23 protein-coding genes are annotated in these 23,037 nt (G+C 68.8%); 11 read left to right on the top strand and 12 right to left on the bottom strand.

Translation table 11 applies throughout. The features are described 5' to 3' along the window. Positions 1 to 38: 38 nt before the first annotated feature. The 4 genes from ACZ6DL_RS33300 to ACZ6DL_RS33285 form a co-directional block, all read right to left on the bottom strand. A complete protein-coding gene (locus tag ACZ6DL_RS33300) occupies positions 39 to 980 on the bottom strand; it encodes a phytoene/squalene synthase family protein (protein ID WP_466057116.1) in 942 nt (313 codons plus the stop codon). Beyond that, on the bottom strand, positions 977 to 2,512 hold the full coding sequence (crtI, locus tag ACZ6DL_RS33295; protein WP_466057114.1) for a phytoene desaturase family protein: 1,536 nt from the start codon (positions 2,510 to 2,512) through the stop codon (positions 977 to 979). Before crtI ends, ACZ6DL_RS33300 begins: the two co-directional genes overlap by 4 nt. A 15-nt stretch (positions 2,513 to 2,527) precedes the next feature. Continuing rightward, on the bottom strand, positions 2,528 to 3,646 hold the full coding sequence (locus tag ACZ6DL_RS33290; RefSeq protein ID WP_466057113.1) for a polyprenyl synthetase family protein: 1,119 nt from the start codon (positions 3,644 to 3,646) through the stop codon (positions 2,528 to 2,530). A 66-nt stretch (positions 3,647 to 3,712) separates the two neighbouring features. Continuing rightward, a complete protein-coding gene (locus ACZ6DL_RS33285; protein ID WP_466057111.1) occupies positions 3,713 to 4,207 on the bottom strand; it encodes a DUF6764 family protein in 495 nt (164 codons plus the stop codon). 209 nt (positions 4,208 to 4,416) lie between these two features. Here ACZ6DL_RS33285 and ACZ6DL_RS33280 point away from each other — a divergent pair, with 209 nt between their 5' ends. Continuing rightward, complete coding sequence (locus ACZ6DL_RS33280; protein WP_466057110.1) at positions 4,417 to 5,274, top strand: MerR family transcriptional regulator; 858 nt, start codon at positions 4,417 to 4,419, stop codon at positions 5,272 to 5,274. A gap of 205 nt (positions 5,275 to 5,479) precedes the next feature. Here the strand turns inward: ACZ6DL_RS33280 and ACZ6DL_RS33275 are convergent, their stop codons facing one another. Beyond that, positions 5,480 to 6,088 (bottom strand): TetR/AcrR family transcriptional regulator, encoded by a 609-nt coding sequence (locus tag ACZ6DL_RS33275; RefSeq protein WP_466057108.1) that lies wholly within the window; start codon positions 6,086 to 6,088, stop codon positions 5,480 to 5,482. 49 nt (positions 6,089 to 6,137) lie between these two features. Between ACZ6DL_RS33275 and ACZ6DL_RS33270 the strand changes: the two genes are divergently transcribed. Next, positions 6,138 to 6,596, top strand: coding sequence for a DUF6463 family protein (locus ACZ6DL_RS33270; protein WP_466057106.1), 459 nt, complete (start codon positions 6,138 to 6,140; stop codon positions 6,594 to 6,596). Positions 6,597 to 7,019: 423 nt separating this feature from the next. Here the strand turns inward: ACZ6DL_RS33270 and ACZ6DL_RS33265 are convergent, their stop codons facing one another. The 3 genes from ACZ6DL_RS33265 to ACZ6DL_RS33255 all read right to left on the bottom strand — a co-directional run bounded on the left by ACZ6DL_RS33265 (position 7,020) and on the right by ACZ6DL_RS33255 (position 10,397). Further along, complete coding sequence (locus tag ACZ6DL_RS33265; protein ID WP_245659818.1) at positions 7,020 to 7,655, bottom strand: MspA family porin; 636 nt, start codon at positions 7,653 to 7,655, stop codon at positions 7,020 to 7,022. 114 nt (positions 7,656 to 7,769) lie between these two features. Beyond that, complete coding sequence (locus ACZ6DL_RS33260; protein WP_466057104.1) at positions 7,770 to 9,713, bottom strand: glycoside hydrolase family 15 protein; 1,944 nt, start codon at positions 9,711 to 9,713, stop codon at positions 7,770 to 7,772. 102 nt (positions 9,714 to 9,815) lie between these two features. After that, positions 9,816 to 10,397, bottom strand: coding sequence for a TetR family transcriptional regulator (locus tag ACZ6DL_RS33255; RefSeq protein WP_466057102.1), 582 nt, complete (start codon positions 10,395 to 10,397; stop codon positions 9,816 to 9,818). A 92-nt stretch (positions 10,398 to 10,489) separates the two neighbouring features. On the opposite strand from ACZ6DL_RS33255, the gene ACZ6DL_RS33250 reads away from it, so the two are divergent. The 5 genes from ACZ6DL_RS33250 to ACZ6DL_RS33230 all read left to right on the top strand — a co-directional run bounded on the left by ACZ6DL_RS33250 (position 10,490) and on the right by ACZ6DL_RS33230 (position 15,002). Beyond that, positions 10,490 to 10,954 carry a DUF4334 domain-containing protein gene (locus ACZ6DL_RS33250; protein ID WP_466057100.1) on the top strand — a complete coding sequence of 155 codons (465 nt, stop codon included), beginning with the start codon at positions 10,490 to 10,492 and terminating at the stop codon, positions 10,952 to 10,954. Positions 10,955 to 10,960: 6 nt separating this feature from the next. Beyond that, the gene (locus ACZ6DL_RS33245) at positions 10,961 to 12,049 is read left to right on the top strand and encodes an NAD(P)-dependent alcohol dehydrogenase (protein ID WP_466057249.1); all 1,089 of its coding nucleotides are present in this window, start codon (positions 10,961 to 10,963) and stop codon (positions 12,047 to 12,049) included. Between the two features lie 115 nt (positions 12,050 to 12,164). Beyond that, positions 12,165 to 13,586 (top strand): cytochrome ubiquinol oxidase subunit I, encoded by a 1,422-nt coding sequence (locus ACZ6DL_RS33240; RefSeq protein WP_466057098.1) that lies wholly within the window; start codon positions 12,165 to 12,167, stop codon positions 13,584 to 13,586. A 3-nt stretch (positions 13,587 to 13,589) separates the two neighbouring features. Then, entirely contained in the window at positions 13,590 to 14,615 is a 1,026-nt protein-coding gene (locus ACZ6DL_RS33235) for a cytochrome d ubiquinol oxidase subunit II (protein ID WP_466057096.1), read from the top strand. Positions 14,616 to 14,858: 243 nt separating this feature from the next. After that, positions 14,859 to 15,002: a hypothetical protein gene (locus ACZ6DL_RS33230; protein WP_466057095.1), complete on the top strand. Its 144-nt coding sequence runs from the start codon at positions 14,859 to 14,861 to the stop codon at positions 15,000 to 15,002. Positions 15,003 to 15,139: 137 nt separating this feature from the next. Here the strand turns inward: ACZ6DL_RS33230 and ACZ6DL_RS33225 are convergent, their stop codons facing one another. The 3 genes from ACZ6DL_RS33225 to ACZ6DL_RS33215 all read right to left on the bottom strand — a co-directional run bounded on the left by ACZ6DL_RS33225 (position 15,140) and on the right by ACZ6DL_RS33215 (position 17,818). Continuing rightward, positions 15,140 to 15,394, bottom strand: a complete 255-nt coding sequence (locus ACZ6DL_RS33225; protein ID WP_466057093.1) for a hypothetical protein — start codon at positions 15,392 to 15,394, stop codon at positions 15,140 to 15,142. Between the two features lie 319 nt (positions 15,395 to 15,713). After that, positions 15,714 to 16,937, bottom strand: a complete 1,224-nt coding sequence (locus tag ACZ6DL_RS33220; RefSeq protein ID WP_466057091.1) for an erythromycin esterase family protein — start codon at positions 16,935 to 16,937, stop codon at positions 15,714 to 15,716. A gap of 149 nt (positions 16,938 to 17,086) precedes the next feature. Next, positions 17,087 to 17,818 (bottom strand): IclR family transcriptional regulator, encoded by a 732-nt coding sequence (locus ACZ6DL_RS33215; RefSeq protein ID WP_466057247.1) that lies wholly within the window; start codon positions 17,816 to 17,818, stop codon positions 17,087 to 17,089. A gap of 199 nt (positions 17,819 to 18,017) precedes the next feature. On the opposite strand from ACZ6DL_RS33215, the gene ACZ6DL_RS33210 reads away from it, so the two are divergent. The 4 genes from ACZ6DL_RS33210 to ACZ6DL_RS33195 all read left to right on the top strand — a co-directional run bounded on the left by ACZ6DL_RS33210 (position 18,018) and on the right by ACZ6DL_RS33195 (position 21,849). Further along, complete coding sequence (locus ACZ6DL_RS33210) at positions 18,018 to 18,836, top strand: 2-keto-4-pentenoate hydratase (protein WP_466057089.1); 819 nt, start codon at positions 18,018 to 18,020, stop codon at positions 18,834 to 18,836. 4 nt (positions 18,837 to 18,840) lie between these two features. Continuing rightward, positions 18,841 to 19,824 (top strand): acetaldehyde dehydrogenase (acetylating), encoded by a 984-nt coding sequence (locus tag ACZ6DL_RS33205; RefSeq protein WP_466057087.1) that lies wholly within the window; start codon positions 18,841 to 18,843, stop codon positions 19,822 to 19,824. Beyond that, entirely contained in the window at positions 19,821 to 20,837 is a 1,017-nt protein-coding gene (gene dmpG / locus ACZ6DL_RS33200; RefSeq protein ID WP_466057086.1) for a 4-hydroxy-2-oxovalerate aldolase, read from the top strand. The genes ACZ6DL_RS33205 and dmpG overlap by 4 nt, the downstream gene beginning before the upstream one ends. A 73-nt stretch (positions 20,838 to 20,910) precedes the next feature. Further along, the gene (locus tag ACZ6DL_RS33195) at positions 20,911 to 21,849 is read left to right on the top strand and encodes an undecaprenyl-diphosphate phosphatase (protein WP_396977710.1); all 939 of its coding nucleotides are present in this window, start codon (positions 20,911 to 20,913) and stop codon (positions 21,847 to 21,849) included. A 39-nt stretch (positions 21,850 to 21,888) separates the two neighbouring features. On the opposite strand, the gene ACZ6DL_RS33190 is transcribed toward ACZ6DL_RS33195, so the two are convergent. Next, positions 21,889 to 23,037 (bottom strand): condensation domain-containing protein (locus ACZ6DL_RS33190; RefSeq protein WP_466057084.1); only part of this gene is annotated, 1,149 nt, incomplete at its 5' end.

Raw genomic sequence — 23,037 nt, 5'->3', positions numbered from 1 at the left:
GCTATCGCAGGAACCCGGCCACCTGCGCGCCGGAACGATCACCGCTCGACGCGGCGTGCCCACCAGGCCTTGACCAGGCCGGTCGCGCCGACCTGCGCGCGCCTCCGGTTCGGCACGGTGGCGCGGCGGTCGAACACCGCGAAATCGCTGTCCTCGATGCGATCGAGGATCTCCGCGTATAGCGTGGTCGCCGTAGTGACGCACGGGCGGGAACGAGAGTGCAACAGTGCGATTCCGGCGTGTGCGAAACGGTAGATATCGCGGGTGATCGCGTGCTGCGCCGCCAGGGCTTCGCGGACTCGCGGCTCGGTGCGCCGGCGTGTCAGACACCAGCGCAGGAGATCTCGGTCGACGCCGAACGCGGCGAGTTCGTCGGTGGGCAGGTAGACCCGGCCACGCATCAGGTCTTCGGCGACGTCGCGCAGGAAGTTGGTCAGTTGGAACGCCTTACCGAGCGCGGCGGCATGGGGTGCGGCCTCGTCGGCGCAGGTGGCGCCCAGGATCGGGAGCAACTGCAATCCGATGACTTCGGCCGAACCGTAGATATAGGTGTCGAGTGCGGCGCGGTCGGGATAGTCGGTCACCGTCAGATCCATCCGCATCGAGGCGAGGAACGCGTCGAACAGGGCCGCTGGCATGCGATAGCGATCGGCGGTGTCGAGAATCGCGGGAAGCACGGCGTCGGCATCGGCGTCGCGATCGCGGAAGTGCGCGGCGAGTGCGTCCAGTTGCCGGGCCCTTTCGGCGGGTTCGCGACACGGGTCGAACTCGTCGAGGATGTCGTCGGCTCGGCGCGCGAATCCGTACAGGGCGTGCACCGCCGGGCGTTGATCGGGCGCGAGCAATCGGGTCGCCAGGAAGAAGGTCTTTCCGTGGCGTGCGTTGAGCTGTCGACAGTACCGGTAGGACCGGTGCAAAGCCGGGCCGCTGATTCCGGTTTCGGGGGCGGTGCGGGTCATCTCGGCTCCGATCACTGTCATCGATCAATTCGGCTGGTGCTGAGCGCGGCTCGCGCGGGTACGGTGCGCCGGTGCCCTTGCGGCTCGAGGCCGGTGACGCGATCCGCGGCGAGCCGCCCGGAGATCAGCACCGGCGGAATCCCCACTCCCGGCACGGTCGAGCCTCCGGCCAGGACGACGTTGTCGATACCGCGGATCATGTTGGCCGGTCGGAACGGACCGGTTTGGGTGAACGTGTGCGCGAGCGCGAACGGGCTTCCCGCGCGCATGCCGCGCCGCGCCCAGTCGGCGGGCGTGTCGATGCGCAGGACCTCGACATCGCCGAGTCGCGCGCCGAGTCGTTGCTGAGCGATCGTCAGGATCCGGTCGGCGTAGCCGGCGCCCGCTCGCTGCCAATCGATGCGGCGGCGTTCGAGGTTCGGCACCGGCGCGAGGACCGACAGCAGGTCCCGTCCTGCGGGAGCCGTAGTGGGATCGGTAGCGGTGGGGCGGGTGACCAGCAGCGAAGGATCGCGCATCACCTGTCCGCGCTCGATGATGTCGGCGAACGATTCCTCCCAGGCGGCCCCGAACAGCAAGCTGTGATGCGCGATTCCGGCCGTGGGCGCGCACGCGAGATGGGCGATCAGCGCCGACGGGGCGGAGGTCAGCGGAACGGGGCGCCGCGGCGCCCGCGCGACGAGGCGGTACGCCTCGTGCAGTTCGGTCGTCAAGACCACCGCGTCGCAGGGGATTCGGTCGCCGTCCTGGGTGAGCACGCCGGTGATCCGCGAGCCCGCGCGGTCCAGGGCGGTGACCGAGGTGTCGTAGCGGAAGCGAACACCGGCATTCGCCGCCGCCCTCGCCAGCGCATCCGGAAGCGCACGCATGCCGCCGCGGGGGAAGAACACCCCGCCGACGGTGTCCATGTAGGCGATCACCGCGTAGGCCGCCAACGCCCGGCTGGGCGCGACGCCCGCGTACAGCGATTGAAAGGTGAAGACACGCCGCAGGTCCGGGTCGCGGATATAGCGCCGGACAGCGGCATCCCACCGCCCGAAACCGCCCGCGGCCAGCAGCCGGGCCAGCGCGGGAGTCGCCATCGACAGCGGCGAATCGAAATTCGCCGAGATGAATCGGTCCATCTCCGCGCGATACAAACGCGTCAGCCAGTGCCGCAGACGGCGATAACCGTCGGCCTCGCCGGGCCCGGCGAACCGGCGGATCTCCTCCTGCATCCGCTCGGCGTCGGTGTGCACCTCCAGCGTCCGGCCCTCGGCGAAATGCGCCCGGTACGCCGGTTCCACGGGTATCAGCCGCACATGGTCGGCAGCCCGCGCTCCGGCGGCGGCGAAGACGCTCTCGACGATGTCCGGCATGGTGAGGACCGTCGGGCCGGTGTCGAACCGGTAGCCCCCGACCTCCGCGTGCCCCGCTCGTCCGCCCGGTACCGAGTCGCGTTCCACCACGATCACTTCGCGCGATCGGCCGGCCAGGTGCAGGGCCGCGGACAACCCTGCCAAGCCGGCCCCGACGATCACGATTCGGTCGGTGGCGCCTTCGACGGTGCGCATCGGTTCGACCTCCTGTCAGGCGACGCGTTCGGTGCAGGCGGCTGCCATGTGCGCGAGGGCGGCACGCATCGGTGTGGGAAAGTTCGCGGCGTCCAGCGCGCCGTGTGCGCTGTCGACCAGCTCGGCGATCATCGTCTGGATCCTCGCCGGGGCGCCGGATTCGGCGATCAGCGTTCGGACGCGGGCGATCTCGGCGGCGCCGAGCCGGGGCCGATGCAACAGATCCGACAGTTCGGCCCGCGCCGCCGAAGTCGCCAGTTCGCGCGCGAGGACCACAACGCTGGTCGCCGTCCGTTCGGTGAGGTCGCTGTCGGCGGGTTTGCCGGTCACGGCCTGCGACCCGAAGATGCCGAGAACGTCGTCGCGCAACTGGAACGCCTCGCCGATCGCGGCGCCGTACCGGCCCAGGGCGTCCACCACGGCCGCGCCGCAGCCGGCCATCGCGGCGCCCATCTCCAAGGGGCGTCGCACGGTGTAGTTGCCGGACTTGGCTCGTGCGATCGCCAGGACGGAGTCCAGCGACGGCTCCAGGCGCGCGTCATTGAGCAGATCCGCGAACTGGCCGGTCGCCAGCTCCACCCGCATGCCGTCGTAGCGCGGCCATACCCGCGCGAGCGCGGACTCGGCGAGCCCGCTTTCCCGGAGCATCTGCTCGGCCCACACGAGGCACATATCCCCGAGCAGTGTCGCGGCGGATTCGCCGTACCGGACGGAGGAGCCGGGCGCGCCGGTCCCGCGGTGCGCCGCGGCGAACCGGACGTGCGCGGACGGGGCGCCGCGACGCGTCGCGGACTGGTCCATGACGTCGTCCTGCAACAGCGCGAACGCGTGCAACAGTTCCAGACCGGCCGCCGCGCGCAAGGCTGCCGGGTTATCCGGCGCTCCGCACAGCCAGCCGAGATACATGAACGTCGACCGCACGCACTTGCCGCCCAGGGCGTATTGGTGCAGAACGTCCTGCGCACCCAGGCGAGTGAGCGCGGCAGGGCACGCCCGCACGAGAAAAGCACTGATCTCGTCGAGTACCTCCCGGCGCACCGCGTCCCGCCACAGCGCGAAAGAGGGCGCGGCACCGAGTACCGGAATGCCCCTGACCGAATCGGTCACTGCCGGCTCGGACGACACGACGCTCATTCCCGATCCCCTTCGTACGCCTCGGGCGCCTACTCGTACTTCAGCGATGTTACTCATAATGATGCACTATCGAGGCGAGAAGCAGCCCTGCCAGGTCTGAAAGTCGCCCGCGAAGCCGAAACCGCCGCTACATGTCGGGGTCGATACGCCGGTGACCGAGACCGTCGCGCCGGGGCCGGCGATTCCGATCGACAACCCCGGGCGCACGCCGGTCGTCGTGACCGTCGCGCCGGGGCCGAGTGCGATCGCGGCGGGGCCGGACAGCGCCGCCGAGTTCGAGGTGGCGACGCCGCCGTTCTGCGCTATCGCCAGGGAGAGGCTGGTCGGCGCGGCATCCGCGGTGGCCTTTCCCTCGAAGCCGTACGCGGCCGCGGCGCCGCCCGCGCCACTGGTCGCCGAGCACGAGGCGTCACTGTCGGAGTTCTGGGTCGCCGCGAGGCCCGGAGCGGGGCATCCCGCCGGGGCGGCGGTGGCGACGGGTGCGGCGAACAGCAGGCCCAGTGATGCCGCGCCCGCCCCGGCCGTCAACCCGATCGAGCGCGTGAGGGTGAGTCGGTTCATGACGTTCTCCTTCGGGAGTATTGGCTTACAGGGCTTCACACTACGCTTCTAATGATGCAAAATCGATGCATCGATCGATTGTTCGAAAGGAGCGGAGGACGTGCTGATGCGGAGGCCGCCGGATAGCCGCTCGGCCCGCGGCGTCATGGGTGCGTGGCCTGCCAGCTCACCCGGCACTCCGAACCGTGACCAGCCCGTGCGGTGCGGCGATGGTTGACGAACAATCCGCCCGCTACACGGTGGGCGCGGTGGCGGCCAGGCTCGGCGTTCCGATCGCCACCCTGCGCAGCTGGAACCAGCGCTACGCGATCGGCCCGCCGCGTCACCGGCCGGGCGCACACCGTCGCTATTCCGAATCCGATATCGCGGCCTTGCGGCGCATGATCGAACTCGTCGGAGCCGGCGTCACACCGGCCAGTGCTGCACGACAAGCCCGCGCCGAAGCTCCGGAAGAGCCGGCGGGTCGCGGCGCCCTCTTGGCGGCGGCCGAACAACTCGAACCCGATCTCGCGCTCACCGAGGTCATGGCCGGTTTGGCACACGACGGCGTCGTCGCGACCTGGAACCGGCTGTGCCGCCCGGCATTGGCGACGATCGTCACCGCGCAGGCCGGCGGCCGAGGTCTGATCGAGGTCGAGCATCTGCTGTCCTGGGCGGTGATCGCCGGCCTGCATCGCATGTTCCCGCCGGTGCGCCGCCCGCGCTCCCAACCGCCGATTCTGCTCTCCTGTACCGCGGGCGAGTACCACGTGCTGCCCCTGGAGGTGCTGCGGGCCGCGCTGGCCGAGCGGGGTGTCGTGGCATTGTTGCTGGGCGCGGCGGTGCCCGACTCGGCCCTGACCGACGCTCTGTCGCACCACGACCGCCCGTGCGTGCTCACGCTCTGGTCACAGTTGTCCGCCACCGCCACACCGGAAACGATCTGTGCCGTGCGCCGGACCGCGGCACAGGTGCTGGTCGCCGGACCGGGCTGGTCTGCGGTCCGGCTGCCGCTCGAGGTGTCCTACCTCCGCACGCTGGAGGACGCCCTCGCGACTCTGTGCGAACTCGGGCGCGCCGCCGGATGAATGCGTTCGCCACCGGCCCCGGCGCGTCTCGAACCGTGCGCGTCGCGGCGCCGACGCCGCCGCATCGGAGGTGGCCTGCTCATCCGCTCCCGGGAAGCGGTCGCGTGCGTCATCGCTGCGGTCCACCGCGGGGGACGGCCGAGACCGCGCATCGGATTTGGTTACCGGCAGCAACCGCCTTCATCGAACACGGCCTTTCGGCAGTTCACTGCGGTGGACGCAAAAGGTATTCGCCGGCGAGCTGGATGGCTTCGCGTTTGCTGTACCCGGGGTGGTCGGCGACGATGAAGTGGCGGCCGATCGCGAGGGCGAACGTCAGGGTGCTTCGTGCTTCGATCTCGTCGGGGTCGGTGACGAAAGCTCCGAACATCGTGCGCAGGAAGTCCATTCGCTCGTTGTCGATACGCCGCAGGCGCGCCGCGACGGACTCGTCGTGGCGCGCCCAGGCCCGCACCGCGATATCGATGCGGTGCAGGTCCTCCGCGAAGGTCAGTTGTCCCGCGCGGCGGATGCGCTCGGCGGCATCGCCGCCCTCTGCCTCGGTCTGGGCGATGACCGCTGTCGTGCACCGGCGCTCCCACTCGTCGAGCATCGCCGTGAGCAACGCGGGACGGCCGTCGAAGTACCCGTAGAACCCGCCTTTCGTGACGCCGAGCTCAGCGGCGAGCGTCTCGACGCGGACGGCCTCGGGGCCTCCGCGGGCAAGGGCCTCGAGGCCCGCCTCGACCCAGCGGGCTCGTGTGGTGCGGGGCACGGCTGGAATCTGGCCACCTCCATTGATCGCGCTGATTCTATACGTTACCGTACAAATCATTTATACGGCACCGTACAAAAGGTGCCGCAGCAGCCATCGGAAGGTCACGATGAACACCAGGAAACGATTGCTCCGCTGGGCCGCCGCGATCATGGTCGTACTGGGTGCCGGGCACCTGTTCTTGCTGGCGCTCACCGCCTGGGCGGACATCACCGGCTGGGTCGATCGGGGGATATGGGCGGCCGTCCCGCTCACGCTCGCGGACGGAGATGCGGTACAGACGACGGAGTCGCTGCAGAACAAGGTCACATTCTGGGCCGGTCCGGGCGGCTTCGCCGTCCCGCTGATCCTGTTGGGCTCGCTGATCTGGCATCTCGCCGGACGCGGGGTGCACGTGCCCGCCGGGATCGGCTGGGGCCTCGTGGCGTGGTGTGCGCTGGGGGGCGTCCTTCTGGTGCCGTCCCCGTTCTTCGTCGGGATGATCGCCGGGGTACTCGTCATCGTGGCGGCGCGGAAGAATGATCGACCGGCGACCGTGTCGGCGTCGAGTACGGAGATGCGAAGCTGACCTGTGCGTGTCGCTTCACGGCCTGGCGGCGCACGCCGATGGCCGACCCCCCTGCCGCCCTGCGACAGGGCTGATCATCTCAGTCGACGACCAGCCCCTTCCCCGGCTACCTGGAGGGCACGATCGGGGTGGCCCCGGCCGGTCCCGGCGCAGGGGGAACCAGCGCACCGGCCGGTGTATTCGTACTCGGTGCCGACCGCCCAGGTGGCGGCGCCAGTATTTGGAGTGGGAGTGCCGGTGCCTGCGCCGCGGGCCCGCGGCTGCCGGGGGCGGGCTTGTCGTCGCCGCACGAGGGAGCGCTATGTGCTTCGCCGCAGGTGGATCCTGGACCGGCGGGAACGATCGGCTCGGCGGAGGCGCCGGCCGCGGCGATGATCAACGAGACCGACACGCCGACCGGTGCCATCCAACGGCGCATGGGGATCACAGCCATATCGGGTCACCGTAGACGGCGACCGAATTGTCGGCTGTGGCCGTGGAAATCGATACGATCGCGAACGAGCGCAGGCTCACCGCGCCCGCACACGCATCGATCTTGATCTGGATCTGGTCGACCGAGATCGAACCATGCGCTCCCGCTAGCGGTTTGGTGCCGAGCGTGATGCTGTTGATGGTGCCGGGCTTGATCGTGGTCGACATGTTCGGCAGGGCCAGCGCGCTGCCGCCGACGGCGAGACCGGGGGAGGGGGCCACGGTCACCATGGCGTTCGGGCCGATGGCCGCGGAAAGGCCCACGGTGAGGCCGTTGGACACGTCGGCCTGGCAGCCGATCTGATATCCCAGCTGCAACGTCCCGGAGTTCACCGCTTCCCGGCCGTCGCCGCCGATATCGGCGGCCGCCGACAAGGTGACGAACCCTTCCCTGCTGAACGGCGTCGCGGCGAGATTGGGTACGCGCTGCACGTCTTCCGCGGTTTTGCTGATCCGCAACTCCCAGCCGTCCTCGGTCTCGACGACGCGAGATTTGTCTGCCATTTGATCAGCGGTCGCGGGTGCGGCGGTCATGCCGAGCGCCGCGGTCGCGGCGATGCCGAGCATCGCTATCGTCGAGCCGTTCAATGAAATCCTTAGTGCTGGTAACAGTTCGACGTGATAGTACTGACCCGTCCCTGGCGGTGGCACGCCAAACACCCGGTACTGGGTAGCAGGGGATTCGCTGGAGTGGATCGCCGGTCAGCGGTGGATATACCCCCTGGTGAGCGGGGCGTCGTCCAGGCGGGGGGCGATCGATTCACCGCCGAGCGCCTGCCGCAGAATCGCCTGTTCGTCCTGGATGACGTGCATGACGGCGTTGATCAAGGCGAGGTGGGTGAACGCCTGCGGGTAGTTGCCCCAGTGGCGGCCGGTCCGGGGGTCGATCTCCTCGGCGTACAAACCCAGCGGGCTCGCGTAGCCGAGGAGTTTCTCGCACAGTTGTCTGGCTCGTTGCTTCTCGCCGATCTCCGAGAGCGCCGAGACCAGCCAGAACGAGCAGATCGTGAAAGCGCCCTCCTCGCCCGCGCATCCGTCGTCGGTCTCACCGACGCGGTATCGCAGGACCAGGCCGTCTTCGGTCAGTTCGTCGGCGATGGCCAGCACGGTGTTGCGTACCCGTTCGTCATCGGGCGGCAGGAAACGAACCAGCGGGATGAGCAGGGTCGACGCGTCCAGCGCCGTGCTGCCGTAGTACTGGGTGAACACCCGGCGGGAGTCGACGGCATGTGCGCAGATGTCGGCATGGATCTCGTCGGCGGCCTTTTGCCAGCGCTGCGCCCGGTCCGAATCCTGGTGGATGCGGGCCAGCCGGGCGCCGCGATCGGCGGCGACCCAGCACATGACCTTGCTGGAGGTGAAGTGCTGGGGTTGCCCGCGAACCTCCCAGATGCCATGGTCGGGCTCGCGCCAGTAGGTGAGGGCGCTCTTGACCGCACGGCCGAGCAACGGCCAGGCCCGGGCGTCGATTTGATCTTGGTGACGGGCGTAGAGGTAGACCGCGTCCAGCGCCGCGCCCCACACGTCGTGCTGGCGTTGCCGGTATGCCTCGTTGCCGATGCGCACCGGCGTGGCGTTGTCGTAGCCACGCAGGTGGGGCAGGGTTTGTTCGGTGAGATCGGTTTCGCCGCCGATGCCGTAGACGATCTGCATGTCCGAGGCTTCCTCGGTCAAGTCGAGGATGTAGGAGAAGAAATCGTTCGCCTCCCAGCTGAAGCCAAGTGTGTACAGGCCCCACAGGGCGAAGGCGGAGTCGCGGATCCAGGAATAGCGATAGTCCCAGTTGCGTTCTCCACCAGGGGTTTCGGGCAGCGAGGTGGTGGCAGCGGCGGCGACGGCCCCGGTCGGGGCGAAGGTCAATCCCTTGAGGGTCAGTGCGCTGCGGGTGAGTTCCGCGGTCCACGGGTGATCCGGGAACCGCCCGCCCGCAAGCCAGTGCCGCCAATGGTGGATCGTCCGCAGCAGCCGCTCTTCGGCCTCCTCGGCGTCGCAGGGGGCGTCGCGACTACCCCAGGCCAGAGCGCAGAACCGGGTGTCGCCTGTCTTCAGTAGTGTGCGGGCGACCGCGTGCGTGCCTTCCAATCCCAAGCGCATGTCGGTGCTCAACGTCAGTTGCAGATCGGTCCCCTCGGCACTGGCCTGAGCGAGGTGATAACTGCCGAGATAGTCCCATCGGGCGCGATACCTGCCGTAGTCGAAGGCCGGTTGACAATCGAGCCCGAACTGGATCTGGCCGGTCTCGCAGTGCACCGTGCGCAGTAGGATGTGCTCGGCGTCGTAATCGGTGGGGGTGCGCCGATGCGCACTCCGACCCGGTGTCTGGTGCCGCCATGGCCCCACCAGCAGCACGTCGCGCACTGTCGCCCACCCATCGCCGCTGCGCCAGCTCGTCTCCATGACCATCGTGCCCGGGATGTAGCGACGGTCGGTGGGCACCACGAAATCGGCGGGAGCGAAGCGGAACGAGCCCGCGGACCGATCGAGGATCGCCGCGAACACGCTCGGAGAGTCCATGCGGGGCAGACACATCCACTCGATGGCTCCACTGGGGGAGATCAGGGCGGTGACCTCGCAATCGGAGATGAACCCGTAGTCGTCGATGCGCGGGAACGCCGTGAGCCGCGGTGTGCGTTCGATCTCGTCCATGCGTTTCTCCATCGTCGTCTCGGCGCTTACCGTCCGGCCGGAGTCATGTGACGCTCACACCAGCCCACCATCTCGCGGGTCGGCTCGGCAAGCCCTCGGCAACTAACGAGGGTCTGCGGCCGGGGACGTCTCCGGGCTGACCAGCCGACGGGCGGCCAGGACCGTGGCGGCGCGGCGTTCGGTGCGGTGGTGATGGTCGGTGCGGGTGGCGTGCATGGCCGCGGTACGGGCCAGATCGGTCAGCATGACGATCAGGGTGATGGGCTGGAATTCCGCCGTGATCAGCCCTTGGTCTTGCCCGCGCCGGATCTCGGTGAGCTTTCCCGCGATGATCCGGCGGATGGCGTCTTCGGCGGCGGGGATGTGGGTCTGCTCGATCTCGGCCCACGCCTGCAGGCGGGCGTTGTCGGGGTGGGTGACGTAGTGGTCGAAGAGCCGGCCGACGTAACCGGGCAGGTCCGCGGCGTCGAGGGCGGTTTCGTCGGTGGTCTGGGTCACCCATTCCGCTGTGACCGCGGCGTACAACTCGTCTTTGCCCGCGAAGTACGCGTAGAGCCGGTCCTTGCTCGCCTTGGCCGCCTCGGCGATGCGATTGATGCGCGCGCCGGCGATGCCGTACTGGGCGAACTCCGCTTTGGCCGCGACGAGGATCCGTTCCCGGGTGGCCTGACCTGCTGCGCGCATGGGCGAATCCTATCTTGCCGAACCTTTTGGTTCGGATATAGAGTTGCCGAACCAAAAGGTTCTGGAAACCGCACCAGGGAACGAGGATGGTCATGGGCTCTACAGGGACTGACTGGCGAGATCTCGCCGCCCGGGACGGGGTGACCGCGGCCGAGTTGGATGCGCTGTGGGCCGATCTGCCCGTCGCGCGCGCCGAGGACATCCTGGGCGAATGGAAGGGGGCGGCGTTTCCGACCGAGCATCCGCTGCGCAAAGCGCTCTCGGTCAGTCGCTGGTATGGCAAGACGTTCCACAGCGTGCTGGACGCGAAGCCGTTGATCTGCCGCGCCGAGGACGGGTCGCTGTTCTCCAACGTCGAACTCGGCGGCGGGGAGGCGACGCTGTGGAATATCGAGTTCCGCGGCGAGGTGACCGCCACCATGGTCTACGACAGCCGCCCGGTCTTCGACCACTTCAAATGGCTCGACGAGAACACGCTGATGGGCATCATGAACGGCAGGCCCGATGTGGTGCTGGCCCACGGCGAGTACTTCTACTTCCTGCTCGAGCGGGTCTGAGCGATGGTGACCACCACCGCGGTGCTCTCGCGCGACCCGGCCGCGCCGTTCACCGTCGAAGCCGTCGAGATCGATGAACCGCGCGACGACGAGATCCTGGTCCGGGTCCAGGCCACCGGGATCTGCCACACCGACCTGGTCACCCGGGCGGCGGGCGCGGCCGACCGTCCGGTGCTGCTCGGGCACGAAGGTGCCGGAGTGGTGGAGGCCGTCGGCGCGTCGGTGACCGGTGTGCGCCCCGGTGACCGCGTCGTGTTGACGTTCCGGCACTGCGGAACGTGCCGGAACTGCCGGGCCGGACGGCCGGCGTATTGCGTGCGGGCGGCGAAGCTGAACCAGTTCGGCGCCCGGGCGGACCGCTCTTCCCGGGTCACCATCGCGGGAGCCGCGGTGCTGGACGGGTTCTTCGGTCAATCGAGCTTCGCCGCGTACGCGTTGAGCACCGCCGACAACACGGTGGTCGTCGACACGCGGGTCGATTCAGCGATCCTGGCTCCACTGGGCTGCGGGTTCCTGACCGGCGCCGGAGCGGTGCTCAATGTACTGCGACCGGACCGGGACGCCCGCGTCGCGGTCTACGGCGCGGGTGCGGTCGGGATGGCGGGCGTGCTGGCGGCCCTGGCGAGCGAGGTCGCCGAATTGGTCGTGGTGGAGCCGTCGCCGTTGCGGCGGGCGCTGGCGCTGGAACTCGGCGCCACCGCGGCCCTGGATCCGGCGGCCGACGACATCGTGCCCGCGATGCGAAAGCTGACCGACGGCGGGGCGACTCACGCACTCGACACCACGGGATCGTCGCGTGTGCTCGCCACGGCGGCCGCCGGGGCCGCGCTCGGCGGCACCGTGGTCGCGGTCGGCCTTGGTACCGGCGTCCCGGAGATCGACTTGCGGGATATCGTGCTGGGCGGCAAAGGGATCCGCGGTTGCCTCGAAGGCGACGCGGTGCCCGCGACCTTCATTCCGCACCTGCTGGACCTGCACGCCGCCGGACGCTTCCCCATCGACCGTCTCGTGACGACGTACCCGCATACCGACATCAATGCCGCGCTCGCGGAGCAGCGCGACGGCAAGGTCGTCAAGCCCGTTCTGACCTGGTGACCGGACCGTAGCGCCATGACCTCGCTGGTTGGGACGAGGCAAAAGGGGGATAACCCGCGAAAGGGCCGGATGCGAGCACGGGCATGCGGCCGTGCGATCGCGGGAAGGGGCCGGGATGGTGTCGAGCACGCTCGCCGCGCTGTACCAGGCGTCCGCGCCGGAGCCGCCCGGTCTGCTGCCCGCGCGCCAGCAGATGGCCTTCTCGCTGGGCTGGCATATCGTGCTGGCCTGTTTCGGGGTGGCGTTTCCCGCCATGATCTACGTCGTGCATCGCCGGGGAATCGTCCGTGCCGACTCCGTCGCCCTGGGGTTGGCCAAGCGGTGGGCGACGGTGTCGGCGATCCTGTTCGCCGTCGGCGCGGTCTCCGGAACGGTCCTCAGCTTCGAGATGGGCTTGTTGTGGCCGGGGCTGATGGGCCGCTACGGCGACGTGCTCGGCTTGCCGTTCGCCTTCGAAGGGCTCTCGTTCTTCATCGAAGCGATCTTCCTGGGCATCTATCTCTACGGATGGGGCCGCATGCCGCCGCGCAGGCACCTCGCGATGCTCATCCCGATGGGCGTCGCGGGGGTGGTCGGCACATTTTGCGTGGTCAGCGTCAACGCGTGGATGAACAATCCGACCGGCTTCCGGCTCGTCGACGGCGAGGTGACCGACGTCGACCCGTGGCGCGCGATGTTCAACGACGGCGTCTACCTGCAGTTCGCCCACATGTGGGTCGGGGCCTTCATGGTGGTCGGATTCCTCGTGTCGGGTGTCTACGCCGCAGGTCTGCTGCGGGGACGCAGCGACCGGCACCATCGGCTGGGATTCACGGTCCCGTTCGTGTTCGCGACCGTCGCCGCGGTCGCGCAACCTCTCATCGGGCATGTCCTGGGGATGCGGGTGCACGACACGCAACCGGCGAAGCTGGCCGCGTTCGAACTGGCCGCCACCACCGAGGGGCCCGCCCCGCTGCGATTGGGCGGCGTGCTCGTCGACGGTGAGATCAGGGGAGCGCTCGAGATCCCTCGGCTGGGTTCGATCATCGCTCGCAACTCGCCGACCGCACCCGTCCCCGGCCTGGACTCGGTCCCCGTCGAGGATCGGCCACCGGTCAACATCACCCACCTCGCCTTCCAGACCATGGTCGCCATCGGCACCCTGCTCGCGCTCATGGTGATCGTATTCTGGTTGCTGCGCTGGCGGCGCCACGACCTGCTGGCCCGGCGCTGGTTCCTCCGGGCGGCGGTGGCAGCGGGGCCTCTGGCGATTCTGGCGCTCGAATGCGGCTGGATCGCCACCGAAGTAGGCCGCCAGCCGTGGACGGTGTGGCAGGTGCTGCGTACCACCGACGCCGCCAGCATGAGCAACGATCTGTGGTGGAGCTACGTCAGCGTGTTGCTGGTGTATATCGGGATGACGGTGGGCGCGATCGTCGTCCTGCGCTCCATGGCCCGCCGCTGGCGCACCGGCGCCGCGACCATCACCGCTCCGTACGGGCCGGGAGCATCGCCGGTCGACCAGGCGCAGCGCGCTCGCAGCGTCGGAAAGTCCTGAGCGATGGATCTCTCGGACGTGGTCGCGACGGCGATGTTCATCGGGGTGGTGCTCTACGCACTGTTCGGCGGCGCGGACTTCGGCTCCGGATTCTGGGACCTGACCGCGGGCGGCCCCCGGCGCGGCAGCCGCCTGCGGGTGCTCATCGACCACAGCATCGGACCGGTGTGGGAGGCCAACCACGTCTGGCTGATCTACATCCTGGTGTTCCTCTGGACCGCCTACCCCGCGGCGTTCGCGGCCATCATGACCACCTTGTTCATCCCGATGAGCCTGGCGCTGCTCGGAATCGTGCTGCGCGGGGCGAACTTCGCCTTCCGCAAGTACTCCGCGACCCTGGGCCAGGCGCGCCTGTTCGGCGCCTTGTTCGCCGGTGCGTCACTGATCACGCCGTTCTTCTTCGGCACCGCCGTCGGTGCGATCGCCTCCGGCCGGGTGCCCGCCGAGGGTTACGGCGACCCGCTGCGTTCGTGGCTGAATCCGACCTCGATCCTGGGCGGCACCCTGGCCGTCGGAACGTCCGCCTTCCTGGCCGGAGTCTTCCTGACCGCCGACGCCGCACGTTCGGGTGATGGCGCCCTCGCCGGCTATCTACGTTCCCGCACGCTGATCGTCGGCGGGGCGACCGGGGCGGTGGCGATCGCGGCGATCCTCCCGATCCGCCACGACGCACCGACCCTCGGTGCCGGGCTGCTCGGACGCGCCCTGCCGCTGATCGCGCTCTCGGCCGCCGCGGGCGTGGCCACCCTGGTGCTGCTGTACCGGCGTCGCTTCGGGTGGGCGCGGGTGCCTGCGGCGGCCGCGGTCGCCGCGATCGTCATCGGATGGGCGGTCGCGCAGACGCCGTGGATCCTCGTCGACGAAATGCTCATCGCGGATGCCGCGGGCGCCAGGGCCACCCTGCTCGCACTGCTCGCCGTCGTCGCCCTCGCCGCCGTCACGGTGCTCCCCGCGTTGGCCTACTTGTTCTGGCTCACCCAGACCGACGCGTGGGTACGTGAGCAGCCGGGGTCCCCGGAAGAGGCGTAGGACACCGCCGGCTTCCGCGCACCTGGCGACGGATCCGCGAGGTGGTACCGAAAGAACGGTTTGTTTGTGGTCGCGGGTGGTATCCGCTGTACGTATCGGTTCGACAGCGCGGTCGTGCCGGTACGCGATCGGGGCATCCCCGCTGCTCGACGACCGGCCGGTTCGACGTTTGTCACGAATACTTCGCGCCGCACGAGACGAGATGCCCTCTTCCGGAGGATGAACGGCGCGAAGGATTGCATCGTGATCGAGGACATGAACATGCCCATCACCGACGACGACGACCGAGACCGGATCATCTGGCCCGAGTCCAGCGCTTCGAACGCGTGGTGGGCGGATGTCATGGGCCATCGATTCCCCCGAACCCAGACCACGACCTCGAGTTGACCTCACTGAGGGATCCCGGCTCGAACGCGGCGACGACGTCACCCAGCACCTTCGCGGTGCACCGCGCCCGCCCTTGCCGCGGCGACCACCCGTGCGTATTCGAAGCAATGGTGTGGCCACCGGGGAAGCGGTGCGTGCTACGTGCCGGAGTTTTCGGGTTTCGGTGAACGGTGCAGGTTGCGCAGTTCGTCGATGATCTCGATCGCCGTCAGGGAAGAGGTCGCGGCGCCGTTGCGGATCCGGGCGGCGAGGCCTGCCGGGCAGCCGGGGCCCGGCCTGGACGTGGTGGCGCATGCCGTGCAGCCCTCGACGGCACCGGCGAGATGGGCTTCGACATTGCGCGCGTCGAGCGCGGCGATCAAATCGAGCCCACTCAAGAAGTTGATCGGCATGTCGATGAGTTCCTCTTGCTGAATGTCCGATCGGGCGTGCGAGTCGCACGTGTTCTGTTCCGGCCGTCTTCATGCCGCACAGCCCGACTCGACCGAGGCGGGACGGGCTGCAGCGGTGTCCGGCGGGTGAATCCATTGCACGGCCGACGGCATTGTCGGCCTGCCGACGTCGTTGTCGGGGCGGATGTCCGGTGACGGCGTTGTCGTTCGGACGAGGAGCTGCACGCGTATATATAGGCTCCGCATCGGTAATGTAACAGATGGATATACCTATTGGGAACCCACCAGCAAACTGTGCCTCGGCGGCGTAAAGGCACGGCTAGGGGAGGCGGTGCGTGGGCGTGACGGTGCGGATCCGAAGCAGGATGTCGAACCAGTCGCCCACTCCGGCGCCGGCGATGTGATGGTCAGCGTCGCGGTCCGGGCGGTAGGTGCCGATGATCAGGCGCACTCGGGTCGGTTGGTGTAGCCATCGCCGGACCGGGCCGGGCGGCGCTGTGCGCAGGTCCAGTAGATAGCCGGCGTGGTCGGGATGATCCAGCGCGCTGTCGGCGAACTCGGCCGACGGAGCCGGAACCGTCAGGTTCGCGCGCAGCTCGCCGGTGTGAAACGCGATCGCCAGGGACAGATAGCCGGCGCCGAAGCGCTTGCGCAACAGGAATCCGGTGGTCGGGAACTCCTGGGACATCGCCGCGATCGTCAGCCGCGGGGCGACCGCGGTGTTCGAGATCCCCTCCCAGTACGCGATCCGCTGTCCGGTGCGCTCGTGCCAGGCGGCGATTCGGTCGGCGGCGTCCGCGGCCTCGGCGGCGAAGTCGCGGCGCCCGGACGCGGTGCTGAATTGGTGGTATCGCACGATGAGTCGCGCCGCGTCGAGCGCCGCGGGTCCGTCGGCGGCCCCTGGTAGCGATTCGACCAGCGCCAACGCGTCCCGGGCGTGCTCGACGAACGGTCGGCCGGGATGGGTGCCCCCGGCCCGCTGGAGATGCTCACCCACGCGGTGCGCGGAGACTATCGGGTCGTAGTGCCCGCGCAGGTCGTCGAGCCGGTCCGGTGCCACGGCGGCGACGAAATCGCAGACCTGCGCGTAGTGCGCAGGCTTGGCCGCTTCGGGCGTCAATCCGAACAGCCGCACCGGATCGTCCGGATGCGCGCGGTTGAACTCGCGTAACCACTGCAGTACAGCGAGAGTCTCGGTATTCCGCCAGGGAACCCACGCGTCACCGAGTAGTTCCCGGGGATCGCCCTGGCCGGTGCGGGTGTAGTCGTCGAGCGCCGCGACCACCGTCTCGTCGTCCAGCAGAGCCAGCGCCCGGAAGCCTTTCCGCTCCACCAGCGTCCGCAGGACTCGGTGCGCGGTGACGGATACTTCGTGCCCGGCCCGGGTGGTCATGCCGATGCCGGCGACGACGACGTCTTCCATCGAGTCGGCGAGTGCGGGCAGGGCCCCGGGTGACCTGTCGTCATGCGGCACGTCGAACGGCCGGACCGCGTTACGAAGCCACTCGGCGACCTCGACTGCCTCGGATTTCCGCTGCGTCATCATGCACTCCCGACGGTTGAACAGCTGCCCGTGCCGCCTGAGAAACCCGGAGCACAAAGCATCTTTGACATCAAAGGTAGTTATGTTTGATGACAAATTAAATCGGCGCGCTGCCGATGTCAATCGCGCGGCCGTCCGGGGAAAGTCGTTCAGGAGGTGGGCGTGCCCACCAGCCGGGCCCGCCGGGTGAGGGTGAGTCCGATTCCCTCGGCGGCCGCGCGGACCGCTGCCGCGTGGTTCTCCGGATGGAACCGGTGGGACGGCCCTGCCACACTGATGGCGGCCACGACCTGGTCGGCCTCGCGGACCGGGGCGGCGACGCACACGAGGCCGGGAGCCGATTCCTCGAATTCGAAGGCCACGCCGTCGGCCGCGATCCGATCGAGCTGGTTGCGCAGCGTGCCGGGCAGGATCATCGTCCGCGGGGTGTGGCGCCGAAGCTGTCCTGCCAGTGCCTGGTCGCGCAGTGCCGCGTCGGCGTTGGCCAGCAGGACCTTGCCGATGGCCGTGCAATGCGCCGGCATGCGGCCTCCGATCCGGGACGGTGCGCTGGCCTGACGACGCCCGCCGATCTTGGTCAGATATACGACATCCGTGCCGTCGAGAACGCCCAGATGCACGGTCTCGTGAATACGCGCGTTCAACTCCTCCAGGAACGGAATCGCCACCTCGAGCAGGCTCCGCTCCACCGACGCGCGCATCCCGAGTTCGAACAGATGCCCGCCGAGCCGGTACCCGGCGTCGGTCCGGTCCAGCAACCGCACCGCCACCATGTCCGCCAGCACCCGGTGCAAGGTGCCCTTCGGCATCCGGGTCCGCCGCGTGAGCTCGGCCAGGCTCAACGCGGTGTCGTCGATCGAGAACGCCTCGAGCACCGCCATGGTCTTGCCCAGAACGGTCGAGCCGTCTACCGCACGACCGGCAGCCGCAGATGACACCGTCGACCTCCAACCCATCGGGCCCGATCCACTCTACTCGGATGGCGTTCGGCTCAGCGGAACGCATCGCTGGCGGGCCGCTCCCGCCTGCGGCGACAGTGGGATCACCGTTCCACACTTCCTCACGAATTCCGGGATCCCGATGCCAACACCTCCAGGCCTTGACCGACCTTCGGCGGAAACCGCCACGATTGCCGCCGCCGAGCTGCTCGCTGTGGCGGCCCGCTCCGGCACCCCGTGCGCGCCGGTGCGCGATCTGATCGGTTCCGACGATGTGGCCGCGGCATACGGGGTGCAGGAACTGCTGACCGCCGAGCGCGTCGCGGCGGGTGCGGAGATCGTTGGGCGCAAGATCGGCTTGACCTCACCGGCGGTGCAGCGCCAGCTCGGCGTCGATCAACCGGATTTCGGAGTGTTGTTCGACGATATGTACTACCCGCAGGACACACCGGTGCCGCTGACCCGGTTGCTGCAACCGAAGGTCGAAGCCGAGGTCGCGTTCGTGCTCGCCGCCGACTTGGTGGACGGCCCGCTCGATGACGAGCAGATTCGCGGCGCGGTCGGCTACGCCGTGGCCGCGCTCGAGATCGTCGACAGCCGCATCGCGGGCTGGGACATCACGTTCGGCGACACCGTCGCCGACAACGCCTCCAGCGGCCTGTTCGTCCTCGGCGCCGAACATCGCACGCTCGATTCCTTCGACCCGGTCTCGGCGCGGATGCGCATGTCGATCGACGGCGTCGAAGTGTCGACGGGAACCGGCGCCGCCTGCCTCGGCGATCCGCTGCGTGCCCTGGCCTGGCTGGCGCGCACCACTCGGGAGTTCGGCCGTCCGCTGCGCGCCGGGCAGATCGTTCTCTCCGGAGCGCTCGGACCGATGGCCCCGATCCAGGGCCCCGCCACCGTCACCGCCGACATCACCGGACTCGGCTCGGTGACCGCGACCTTCATCCAGGAGTGAGACCATGAACGACAACCCTGCCAAGCTGAAAGTCGCGGTGATCGGGTCGGGCAATATCGGCACCGATCTGATGATCAAAGTGATCCGCCACTCGACGGTGCTGGAGATGGGCGCGATGGTCGGCATCGACCCCGAATCCGACGGCCTCGCCCGCGCGCGCAGGTTCGGCGTCCCGACCACCTCCGAAGGCGTCCAGGGCCTGCTGGAGCTGCCGAACTTCGACGAGATCGACGTGGTCTTCGACGCGACCTCCGCCAAGGCCCACGCCGCGCACGCCGCGGTGCTCGAACCGCTCGGCAAACGCCTGATCGACCTGACCCCGGCGGCCCTGGGCCCGTTCGTCATTCCGGCGGTGAACCTGGACGAACATCGGCACGCCCCCAACGTCAACATGGTCACCTGCGGCGGGCAGGCCACCATCCCGATCGTCGCCGCGGTCTCCCGCGTGACGCCGGTCGCCTACGCCGAGATCGTCGCGTCCATCGCGTCGAAATCGGCGGGGCCGGGTACCCGCGCCAATATCGACGAGTTCACCGAGACGACCGCGCACGCGATCGAAGCGGTCGGCGGCGCCCAGCGCGGCAAGGCGATCATCATCCTCAATCCGGCGGACCCGCCGCTGATCATGCGCGATACGGTGCTGTGCCTGATCACCGCGCCCGACTCCGGCACGCACGAGGCGATTCGCGAGTCGGTGGAGCAGATGGTCGCCCAGGTGGCCACCTATGTGCCCGGTTACCGCCTCCAGCAGAAAGTTCAGATCACCGCCGTCCCGCAGGATCAACCGGTGCACACCCTGCTCGGCCCGGACGCGGCCGCCGCGCCCACCCATCAGGTGACGGTCTTCCTCGAAGTCGAAGGAGCCGCCCACTACCTCCCGGCCTACGCGGGCAACCTCGACATCATGACCTCGGCGGCCGTGCGCTACGCCGAATCCATCGCCGACACGATCGCCGCCGCGCCGGCAGGACAGGAAGCGCTCCGATGACCACCCAGCTGTTCATCCAAGACGTCACCCTTCGGGACGGCATGCACGCGGTGCGCCATCGCATCACTCCCGACGACGTCGGGCGGATCGTCGCCGCGCTCGACGCGGCGGGGGTCGACGGCATCGAAGTCGCCCATGGCGACGGCCTCGCCGGAGGCAGCTTGAATTACGGCCCGGGGAGCAACACCGACTGGGAATGGATCGAAGCAGCGGCCGCCGATCTCACGCACGCCCGGCTGACCACGCTGTTGTTGCCCGGTATCGGCACCATCGAAGAACTGAAGCACGCCTACCGGCTCGGCGTCCGGTCGGTGCGCGTGGCCACCCATTGCACCGAAGCCGATGTGTCCGCTCAGCACATCGCCACCGCACGGGAACTCGGCATGGACGTCTCCGGATTCCTGATGATGTCGCACATGGCCGAACCGGCTCGCCTGGCCGAACAAGCGAAATTGATGGAATCGTATGGGGCGCATTGTGTCTACGTCACCGATTCCGGCGGCCGGTTGACCATGAACGGCGTCCGCGACCGGGTCCGCGCCTACCGTCAGGCGCTCGATCCGGGCACCGAGATCGGTATCCACGCGCACGAGAACCTCTCGCTGTCGGTGGCCAATTCCGTGGTGGCGGTCGAAGAAGGCGTCACCCGAGTCGACGCCTCGCTCGCCGGCCACGGCGCGGGAGCGGGCAACTGCCCGATCGAACCTTTCGTCGCCGTCGCCGATCTGCACGGCTGGAAGCACAACTGCGATCTGTTCGCTCTGCAAGACGCCGCCGAGGACTTGGTGCGGCCGCTGCAGGATCGCCCGGTGCGCGTGGACCGCGAAACCCTCACGCTCGGCTACGCCGGGGTCTACTCGTCCTTCTTGCGGCATGCCGAAACCGCGTCGCGGCGCTACGGCATCGACGTGCGCACCATCCTGCTCGAGGTGGGACGCCGCGGGCTGGTCGGCGGACAAGAGGACCTCATCGTCGACATCGCGCTCGACTTGTCGGCCGGCGCCAGCGGGTAATCGCCCGGACATCGCCGGGGCGGTGGAGGAGCCTCTCCGGCGCTTCTTTTGCGCGCGTGCGAGACTCGCTTCGATGCTCACCTACTTTCAAGCGACTGTCATCGGTGCGGTGCAGGGGGTCACCGAGCTTTTCCCGATTTCCAGCCTGGGGCACTCCGTGCTGATCGCGGCATGGCTCGGAGGCGATTGGGAGAAGCTGACCGGCGAAGGCGAGTCCGGCACGGGCACACCGTATCTGGCGTTCGTGGTGGCGCTGCACGTGGCGACGGCGGTCGCGCTGCTCGGCTACTACTGGCGGGACTGGTGTGCCATCGTCGCGGGTTTCCTCACCACGCTGCGAACCGGGCGCCTCGACACCATCCCGCAGCGGCTGGCGTGGCTGATCGTCATCGCCACCGTTCCCGTCGGTGTGCTCGGCTTTCTGCTGGAACATCCCTTGCACGCCTTGTTCGGGGCGCCGATCTACGCCGCCGTCTTCTTGGCGCTCAACGGCGTCGTGCTGATCATCGGTGAGGGACTGCGCCGACGGAACGAACCGTCCCTGGCCGAATACGGTCGGCGGTTCGCCCTGCGGCAGGCCCACAGCGGCACTCTCACCGCCGAGGCGGAACCTCGCCGCCAATCCGACCGGCCATTGGCCGCCCTCGGGCCGCGCGACGCCCTCGGTATCGGCTTCGTCCAAGTCGGCGCGCTGCTGACCGGTTTCAGCCGGGCGGGCCTGACCATGGTCGGCGGTCTGTGGCGTGGTCTCGCACACGAGCACGCGGCCAAATTCGCCTTCCTGCTGGCCACTCCGGCGATCCTGGGCGCGGGCCTGCTCGAGATACCGGAGCTGGTCGGCCCGAAGACCGACGGCATCCGGGGGCCGGTGCTGGTCGGCGCCCTCGTGTCCGGGGTGTCGTCGTGGCTGGCAGTGCGGTTCCTGGAGCGGTACTTCCAGACCCGCACGCTGCTGCCGTTCGCCGTGTACTGCCTCGCCGCCGGGGCCGTCTCGGTCGTCCACTTCGGCTGAGGTCTCCCTCCGCCGGGCGATCGAGTGACCGAGGTGCGATCAACTGGCCTCCCATTCGTCGGCCCGCGCTGCACCATCGGTGTCCAGGATGACCGTCGCGCCGACGGTCCCGCCTGCGATCAATTCGATCAGGGCGGCGGAGGATCCCGGTTCGCCGCTGGGCAGGATCTGGGATTCGTAGGTGAGTTCGGCGTGGTCGCGCAATTGTGCGGCGGCCGTGGCCAAGTCGTCGTAGCTGAGGGTCCGATCCCCGAGGAAGGCGGTGTCGCTCCCGCGCAGTGTGCGGGTGCGGTGGGCGTAGGTGACCGGCCGGGGTGATTCGGCGGCGATCTCCGCGACGACGGTGGGGTGGTCGAGGGCGAGCCAGTCGACCGTGTCGCTGAACCGGCTGTCGCCGACCGTGAGGCCGATCTTGATCTCGAACTCATCGGGCAGCTGTGCGTCGAGTGCGTCGACCGGGACCACGGCGGCGCCGGTTTTGAGTACCGCCCAGGTGGCGATGACTGCTTCGATGCCGCGATCCAGTCGCACCGCCACGCCCGCGCCGGGGCCACAGCCGCGCGCGATGAGCACGCGCGCCAACCGCGACGATCGGGTTTCGAGGTCGTGGTAGGACACGTCGATATCGTCGACGACGACGGCGGGGGCGTCCGGGTCGTCTTCCACCGCGGCCACGAGTGCCTGAGCCAGTGTGGTGCCCGCCGTCGTCGCCGCTGCCTGCGGTGCGGGGGCATCCGTTCTGGTTGTGATCCGTTCCCGTTCGGTTCGGTCGAGGATGTCGATGTCGCCGATGGGGGTGTGGGGGTTGGTGGCGATGGTGGTGAGGATGCGGTGGAGGCGGTGGCCGAGGGTTTGGATGGTGGTTTCGTCGAACAGGTCGGTGGCGTAGGTGAAGATGGTGTCGAGTTCGGCGGGGGTGCCGTCGTCGTGGTGGTGGGGGTGGATGTTGACTTGTAGGTCGAATTTGGCTGCGACGGTGCCGGTGTCGAGGGCGGTGATGGTGAGGCCGGGTAGTTGCAGGGTGGGTTGTTCGTTGTTCTGGAATGACAGCACGACCCCGAACAGGGGGGTGTGGGTGGTGGCGCGGCCGGGCGCGACGACTTCGACGACGCGTTCGAAGGGGATGTCGGCGTTGGCGAAGGCGGCGAGGTCGGTTTCGCGGGCGCGGTCGATGAGTTCGGTGAAGCT

It is taken from the genome of Nocardia sp. NPDC041819 (genome assembly GCF_055590505.1).
Note: the sequence above shows the minus strand (reverse complement) of the source record. Positions and strands in the feature narration are given on the sequence as shown.